General features: G+C 61.8%; 9 protein-coding genes and 1 pseudogene. 3 read left to right on the forward strand and 7 right to left on the reverse strand.

Going from position 1 to position 6,993, the window contains the following annotated elements; genetic code table 11:
- A partial coding sequence (locus tag AC1DWT_RS48695; RefSeq protein ID WP_477926011.1) for an AMP-binding enzyme occupies positions 1-291 on the forward strand: 291 nt, incomplete at its 5' end.
- A 244-nt stretch (positions 292-535) separates the two neighbouring features.
- Here AC1DWT_RS48695 and AC1DWT_RS48700 read toward each other — a convergent pair.
- The 4 genes and pseudogenes from AC1DWT_RS48700 to AC1DWT_RS48715 form a co-directional block, all read right to left on the reverse strand.
- Positions 536-1,309 carry an SDR family NAD(P)-dependent oxidoreductase gene (locus AC1DWT_RS48700; protein WP_095869938.1) on the reverse strand — a complete coding sequence of 258 codons (774 nt, stop codon included), beginning with the start codon at positions 1,307-1,309 and terminating at the stop codon, positions 536-538.
- Complete coding sequence (locus AC1DWT_RS48705; protein WP_095869939.1) at positions 1,306-1,812, reverse strand: SRPBCC family protein; 507 nt, start codon at positions 1,810-1,812, stop codon at positions 1,306-1,308. The genes AC1DWT_RS48700 and AC1DWT_RS48705 overlap by 4 nt, the downstream gene beginning before the upstream one ends.
- The gene (locus AC1DWT_RS48710) at positions 1,812-2,210 is read right to left on the reverse strand and encodes an SDR family oxidoreductase (protein WP_095869940.1); all 399 of its coding nucleotides are present in this window, start codon (positions 2,208-2,210) and stop codon (positions 1,812-1,814) included. The genes AC1DWT_RS48705 and AC1DWT_RS48710 overlap by 1 nt, the downstream gene beginning before the upstream one ends.
- Positions 2,211-2,242: 32 nt before the next feature.
- A pseudogene (locus AC1DWT_RS48715) lies at positions 2,243-2,833 on the reverse strand (SDR family NAD(P)-dependent oxidoreductase); the annotation flags it as partial.
- On the opposite strand from AC1DWT_RS48715, the gene AC1DWT_RS48720 reads away from it, so the two are divergent.
- The gene (locus AC1DWT_RS48720) at positions 2,791-3,666 is read left to right on the forward strand and encodes a helix-turn-helix domain-containing protein (RefSeq protein ID WP_095869942.1); all 876 of its coding nucleotides are present in this window, start codon (positions 2,791-2,793) and stop codon (positions 3,664-3,666) included. The pseudogene AC1DWT_RS48715 and the gene AC1DWT_RS48720 overlap by 43 nt on opposite strands.
- 606 nt (positions 3,667-4,272) lie before the next feature.
- Here the strand turns inward: AC1DWT_RS48720 and AC1DWT_RS48725 are convergent.
- The 3 genes from AC1DWT_RS48725 to AC1DWT_RS48735 all read right to left on the reverse strand — a co-directional run bounded on the left by AC1DWT_RS48725 (position 4,273) and on the right by AC1DWT_RS48735 (position 6,586).
- Positions 4,273-4,848, reverse strand: a complete 576-nt coding sequence (locus AC1DWT_RS48725; protein WP_477926012.1) for a RidA family protein — start codon at positions 4,846-4,848, stop codon at positions 4,273-4,275.
- Complete coding sequence (locus tag AC1DWT_RS48730) at positions 4,742-5,581, reverse strand: alpha/beta fold hydrolase (protein ID WP_179443376.1); 840 nt, start codon at positions 5,579-5,581, stop codon at positions 4,742-4,744. Before AC1DWT_RS48730 ends, AC1DWT_RS48725 begins: the two co-directional genes overlap by 107 nt.
- Positions 5,582-5,653: 72 nt before the next feature.
- The gene (locus AC1DWT_RS48735; RefSeq protein ID WP_095869945.1) at positions 5,654-6,586 is read right to left on the reverse strand and encodes a glutamate cyclase domain-containing protein; all 933 of its coding nucleotides are present in this window, start codon (positions 6,584-6,586) and stop codon (positions 5,654-5,656) included.
- A 131-nt stretch (positions 6,587-6,717) separates the two neighbouring features.
- Between AC1DWT_RS48735 and AC1DWT_RS48740 the strand changes: the two genes are divergently transcribed.
- Positions 6,718-6,993: GntR family transcriptional regulator (locus AC1DWT_RS48740; protein WP_477926013.1), on the forward strand; the 276-nt coding region annotated here is incomplete at its 3' end.

Consider the following 6,993-nt stretch of genomic DNA (forward strand, 5'->3'; position numbering starts at 1 on the left):
CTTACGTCCCATCCCGCGGTCGCCGAGGCGGCCGTCATCGGCGTCGCTGATCCGAAATGGGGCGAAGTTCCGGTGGCTGTCGTCGCGCTGCGGCCAGGCGCGGACGTGTCCACCGAGGAACTCATCTCCTACACACGTACCCAACTCGCAGGCTTCAAGACACCCAAACAAATCTACTTTCGCGAACTGCCCAAGTCCGGAACGGGGAAGATACTCAAACACGTTCTCCGGGGGCTTATTGCACCGGGAGACGAACAGGTGCTGCAGGTGGATCTGCGGGCGAGCACCTGAACCTGTTCACAACCGATTCCGCGATGCCGCCCATGTGTCGCCAACCAAGGTAAGCAGCGCGATGTGCGCCGCCCTGCGAGATGCACACCGGACGGTGACCCAAGGGAGCGGGCCTGCTGAGTTTGCCAGCGGCGATCTGCCGGGACGGCGCCAATAGTGCCAGGTCGCCGGATAACCGTGCGAGGGTAACCGCTCAGGGAGGAGGCCGCATTCGTGGATGCGGCCTCCTCCCAAGACGTGAAAGCTACGGAACGAGGTACCCCCCATCGACGGGCATCGTGATGCCGGTGACAAAACTGGCCTGATCGGAAAGCAGCCAGGCCGCCGCGGGAGGAATCTCCTCAGGTCGACCCATTCGATTCATCGGGCTGGCGGTATTGAACTTTGCGGCGATGTCGGGGGGCGTCTGCGCGAGCCCGCCGATCAACATCTCGGTGGCGGTGGATCCCGGCGCGATGGCGTTGATGCGGATCCCGCTCTCGCCGTACTCGAAAGCTGCCGCCTTGGTCAAACCGATAACACCGTGCTTCGCCGCAATGTAGGGCGCAATTCCGAAGTTACCAACGAATCCACCTACGCTGCTCGTGTTGACGATGGCACCTCCTCCCGAAGCAAGCATCGCTCGGATCTCGTGCTGCATCGACAAGAACGTGCCTTTGAGGTTGACCGCCAGGACGCGGTCATAATCTTCATCGCTGTAGTCGTGGAAGTTTTCCAGCGTATTGAAGCCGGCGTTGTTGAACGCTGCATCGAGCCGGCCGTACGTCTCCACACAACGAGCGACCGCAGCCTCGATCGTGTCACCCTCAGTGACATCCACGAAAACGGACTCGACGTGATGGCCCTGTGCGCGCAACTCGTCACGAAGAGCTGTCGCGGCTTCGAGGTTTCGTGCCCCGAGCACGAGGCGCGCTCCTTCGGCTGCGAAATGACGGGCGGCGGCTGCGCCGATGCCCTGGCTGGCGCCGATGATGAGGGTCGCCTTGCCGGTGAGAATCCCGCTAGAGGTGGTGGTCATGACGTGGCGTTGCCTTTCGTGTTTCCTTGCGAGGGGACGTCGAGTGAGTACTCGACGCCGAGGGTCGATGCGAGAGCATCAACGGTGGAGGGCCAGACGATCTGGCAGTTGACGTGCTCGACTGTTGCCCGCGCGGCGTCATCGGCGACTTCGACTTCGCCGTGCCAGGAAATGCGTGTGCGGGCGTGCGGTCTGGCCGGGAGCGCGGTGACGGTGACCGAGGTGCGGGAGGCGCTCACCGGAATCGGAGGAGCACCGACGAAGGAATAGGTGAAACTCCGACCCTCGTGATCGAGTTCGCCAAGGCGCTCGAGAATGCGTGAGCCATCTTGGAGGTCAATCTCGCGGATAGCGCCGGGGGTTTGCGCGACACCGTCGACGATGGTGCAGACGGTCACTGTGGGATGCCAGGACATGTTGCCGAAGTTGCCGGCCAGTGCCCATACCTCCGTTGCGGATGCGTGAATGATGGCAGCGAGATCGTGATGAATGCGCATCGGCATCAGATCGATCCGCCATTGTTGGCCAAGAGAATTTGGCCGTTGACCCAGCCGGCGGCGGGGGTCGCGAGAAATGCCGCGATGCCCGCGATGTCCGAGGGGTGCCCGAGTCGCCTCATGGGCGCGGCCGCGGCGAGCGATTCCATCATGCCTGGCGGCGCTCCCGCGACCACTTCGGAGTCGGCGGCGAGGAATCCGGCAGCCACCGGGCCGACCATGATCGAGTTGACTGTGATACCTCGGTTGCCGAGTTCGTTTGCGAGCACGCCGACTGTCACGTTCGCGCCGGCTTTAGTGGTTGCGTATGCGGAGAACCCGGCTGGCGTGAACTTGACCGTGCTGGAGGTGATATTGATGATCCGGCCGCCGTCGCGGATTGTTCTCGCCGCCTCCCGGAGCACAAGAAGACTGAGCGAGTGTTGACCGCCAGTAGCCGGTCGAACTGCTCGTTCGTGACCTCGGCGAGGGAGGTGAGGGGTGCAGTGACGCCGGCGTTCGCGACGACGATATCGACACCGCCGAAGTGAGCCGTTGTCGCCGTGAARAGTACTGAAACCTCTGAGTTCTTGGTGAGATCGGCTCGGACTGCGAGTGCCTGCGCGCCCCGGGATCGAAGTGCCGCAACGGTTTCCTCGGCCTCCGCGCGGCGGCTCCTGTAGTGCACGACAACGGATGCACCGTCGTCGGTCAGAGCCTGTGTGATTGCTCGCCGGATGCTGCGGGGTGCTCCGGTCACTATCGCGACCTTCCCGTTCAGTGGGCCGCTCGGCCGCGCCGACGGGTAATCCCGAGTCGAGTTCTCCATGGACGTTCCTCCGAGTGGGGCAGTAGATGTCGAGTTCGTGACAGTGCGAGCTCGAGCGATGTGGAAGTGGGAACAGATATATCGTCGATCGGCAACGAGATGACAACCAGTGCCCTGCTCGGCGGTAGGACTCGCAGTACCACGACGGGGAGGAAGAAGAGGAAGACAATGGAGCGGTGACCACGAACGACAACTCGCTCGGACAGATCCTGCGCACATGGCGAGACCGGCTTCAGCCTGCCGATGTGGGACTTCCTGACAGTCGACAACGCCGTTCGCATGGGTTACGGCGCGAGGATCTCGCTGCGTTAGCCGGAGTGTCCGTGGACTACGTGGTACGACTCGAGCAAGGACGAGCGCGTAACCCATCAATGCAGGTAGTTGCCGCGCTTGCCCGGAGCCTTCAGCTCAACCGAACCGAGCACGATCACCTCTACCGGCTCGCGGGTCTTCTACCTCCAGCCAGCAGAACTATCTCCTCCCACGTGCCGCCCGGAGTGCAGAGACTTGTCGCTCGGCTCGGGGAACTTCCTCTCGCGATTTACTCCGCCGACTGGACGCTCCTGTACTGGACGGCCCTCTGGGCGCTGCTTCTCGGAGACCCGCTCCACAGGCCGACAACCGAACGCAATCTCGTTCGAGCCACCTTCCTCGGCAACGGCAAAGCCGAAACGCGGGCGACCCCATGGCCTGTCCACTCCGAGCGAGGATCGGAAGAAATGGAGGCGACCCTTGTAGCAGACCTCCGCCTAGCATCGGCCAACTACAGTGACGACACACAACTGGCCTCCCTCATCGCAGAGTTGAGAAAGGCAAGTCCGCGCTTTGCCACGCTGTGGGCAGGGGGGACAGCTGCAGTGCACGCCACTGATCGCAAAACGATCCAGCACCCCTCAGTCGGCAACGTCACGGTCGATTGCGACGTACTCCTGGTTCCTGGGGAAGATCTGAAGATCATCGCCTACAGCGCTGATGCGGGCAGCGTCGACGCTCAACGACTCGATTTGCTGCGAGTCGCCGGCACGTATGCCCTCACAGAACGCACAGGGTGAGCACGTCCCGGCCACCTGCACAGGACTTGTTCGGGTGGCCGGGAGCGGGCGCCACGGCCAAGCAGAGCACGCGTCTACCCCCTCCGGGTGCGGTCTGCTCGCTTCCAGATGCCGGTCCCCGGTGTGTCTGAAGATTGCCGAGTAGGTCGGTGGTGGCCTCAGCGGGACAGGAACTCTTCGAGTTCGCCGATAGCACCCTGCGAGTCCCACGCCGTATGTGGTGATCGTGTTGACGGACGGGGACATGCCGTGGCTGAAATGTTGGTCGCGAGCGCATCTGGTGTGCGGTGATCGGTGGAACCGCCCAGGTGGAGCGCACACCGCCGTGGTGTCGAGGGTGCAGACTCCGGTCGGTGCAGCGTGAGCGCGGCGCGTGGTGGCGATGTGATCAGATACGCCCCACGCCCCACTCCGGGCAAGCTGCTACCGGACCAATGGTGCGGACAATTCCGAGTGGAGAACTCCGGCGACACGCTCAGAGCGATTTCTCGGACTGCGGACGATGTGAGACGGTGGGTCGCCCAGTTGACGTGACAGCCCATTCGATGTGCCGGCCGTGACGTCGTCCAGACTGACGAGGTCACGGCCGGCATTCGGCACGGGTGACTATGCTGTTTCCACCGACACAATCAATTCGATTTCCACGCATGCGCCATGAGGAAGTTGCGCGACACCGATGGCGCTGCGTGCGTGGGTTCCTCGATCGCCCAACTCGTTGAGGAAKACGTCCGATGCGGCATCGAGAACCTTGCCTTGTTCGGTGAATTCCGGTGTGGACGAGACGTACCCTGTGATCTTCAGGATGCGGGCGAGCTTGTGGGCAGGACCTAGTTCGCGTTGCAACGTGTCGAGGCTCAACTGGGCGCACAGGCGTGCCGCGTCCTGAGCCGTTGGCAGATCGATGTCGTCGCCTACCTTTCCACGGTGGACGAGTCGGCCGTCTTCCCTGGGAAGCTGACCGCTGAGGTAGGCCACTCCCCGATGGACCACCAGTGGGCGGATATTGCTACTGGGCTGGTCTGATTTGACTGTCGAGTCGACAGCGGAAGCGCTCATAGTATGTCGGTTCGGCTTTCTATTGTGGAAGGGTGGAGGCAAAGCTGGAGATTTCGCGCACGAGTGCCTCGGGTTCCTCTTCTGGGATGTAGTGGCCCGATCGCGGTATGAGACCGCCTCGCACATCGGTGCCGAGTGGTTTCATACGTTCGAAGAGATCGGGTGCAGAGCCGACTTCGCCACCGAGCGCCAAGACTGGCACGGCTATCTTCGTCGTCATCAGCGATGAGTTCTGCTCGATGTCCTCGAGCACCGCGCGGTAGTACCCGAGCATTCCCCGGGTGCCGCCCGGCGCTTGGTAGACACGCTCGTATTCGTCGATGTCCTCCCGGCTGAACGTCGCCCTCCAGTTCGCTGTCTTGCGACTGAAGAACCATTCGATCAGGATTCGCTCGCGTCCGGCGAGCAACGCCTCGGGTAGGTCCGCGATCGGGTTGAACAGGAAGTGCCAGTTGCGCCAATTGTCCGGCCCGAGCGTTAGAGTCGGCTGCAGCGTAACTCCCGGGATATTTCCGTCGAGCAGGACGAGGCCACGCAGGTCGTCGGCGAAGTGGTGGGCGTAGGCGTAACCGACCCAGGATCCGATGTCGTGTCCGACGAATAGGTAGCGTTCCTGATTCATCGCGCTCATCAGGGCTCGCACCCGCGCGCTCGTCGTCTTGGTGTCGTAGCCACCTAATGGCTTGTCGGAGTCTCCCTGGCCTGGGAGATCGAGTGCGATGACGTGAGAGTTCTGGGCGAGTAGGGGAATCACTCGCCTCCATGCGTACACACTCTGTGGGTACCCTGCGACCAGCACTATCGTTGGGCCCTCGCCGGCTTCGACGACGTGAAATCGGATGTCGTCTGCCCACACCATGTGGTGTTGCGGTTCTACGGGTTTCACTCTGGATTGCCTCCGGGATTCAAAAGGTTATTCTGCCTTGGTCGGTCAGGCGGAGATCACGTCGTTGATGGCATCGATGATCGCGATGTGATCATCGAGCGGCAGGCGATCGATGGTCATCTGAAGTTGGCCGAGCCGATCGGTTCGGCTGTCGTCGATTGCTTGGCCGATGTGCACTGCCTCGCTCAGGTATTTCTCCTCGTTCGCGGCGTTGAAATGCGCAAGCAGTTTGGCTGTAAGGTCCGTGCGTAGTACGGCAAGTGCCCCTAGCAGGCCGTATGCGCCCCAGTTCGCGACGCCGGAGACGATCAGATGATCGGCGCTGGTTTGTGCTGCTACGAGTGAGCCGTTGGGGATGTCGTTTTCGACGATATCTTTTGGTAGAACACCCATTCCGATTTCGTTCCCACCGTCACCGATGCCGATGCTCACCCAGGGAGCGGTCCAACCGTCGTCTTCGAAGAGATAGTCGAGTGGGGCGGTGTCCTGCGAGATGTCCCAACCGTGCTCGCGGTGCGGTTTGCCATCGGACCCCAGTGAGCATCGCTCGATAGCGACGATGTGGGACAGCGGGTGTTCTGCCGATTCCAGACGTCCCCGCAGGGCGCGGACGGCGGCGGGATCGACTGCCACGATCTCGAGGTCGACCTTGGCCGGCAAGGCCTCTACGACGGCCCACACCGCCTTGGCGCATGGTGCATCCGTGATCACTGTGACCGGGATTCCGGCTTCGATCAGTCCTGCTGCGAGCTGACCCATGCCATTGAGACCGTCCGTCTCCGGTGATGGCGGTTCGGCGTGACGGACGAAGAATCCGCACACGATTCCGACGTGCGGCGTGGGGGTGTTGGCCAATGATTCGGCCGCGCGTTGCAGGTTTCCTTCGGCGAACTTCACCAGGCGAGTGATGTCCCGGCGGACTGTACGACCGACGATGGTTTCGATGCGAGTGATCGAACTGTCCACGTCAACCTCCATCTATATATGTAACGTATATTTACTGTAGCGATCGGTGTTCGTCGTTACAAGGGTTTACGCGATCAAGCGCTACGCTCCTTGTAACCAGGAAGTATGCAGAACGTATATTCGTGGGTTGACCCAGTAGCCCAATGTCTATCCTCGGACGGGGGAGCGAAATGACGAATCAACTGACGGATGGCGAGTCCTCGTCTGCGTCTCAGACCGACAGCGTTGTCGAGAGAATCCGATCACTCATCATCGACCTGGAACTTGCACCGGGGAGTCGAATCGACGAGAGATTGCTCCTGAGCAATTACGGCTTCGGCCGTACCCCCGCGCGCGAGGCGATCAATCGACTGGCCGCCGAAGGATTCGTCAAGATCGCTCCGAATCGAGGCGGCACCTTCGTTCGCAAACTCGACCTC

The sequence above is a fragment of the Rhodococcus sp. P4_B6 genome (assembly GCF_056402215.1).

Excerpts from the sequence above, each read along its gene's own strand:
- AC1DWT_RS48705 (WP_095869939.1), bottom strand. The coding sequence starts at position 1,812 with ATGCCGATGCGCATTCATCACGATCTCGCTGCCATCATTCACGCATCC.
- AC1DWT_RS48735 (WP_095869945.1), bottom strand. The coding sequence starts at position 6,586 with ATGGAGGTTGACGTGGACAGTTCGATCACTCGCATCGAAACCATCGTC.
- AC1DWT_RS48730 (WP_179443376.1), bottom strand. The coding sequence starts at position 5,581 with ATGGTGTGGGCAGACGACATCCGATTTCACGTCGTCGAAGCCGGCGAG.
- AC1DWT_RS48700 (WP_095869938.1), bottom strand. The coding sequence starts at position 1,309 with ATGACCACCACCTCTAGCGGGATTCTCACCGGCAAGGCGACCCTCATC.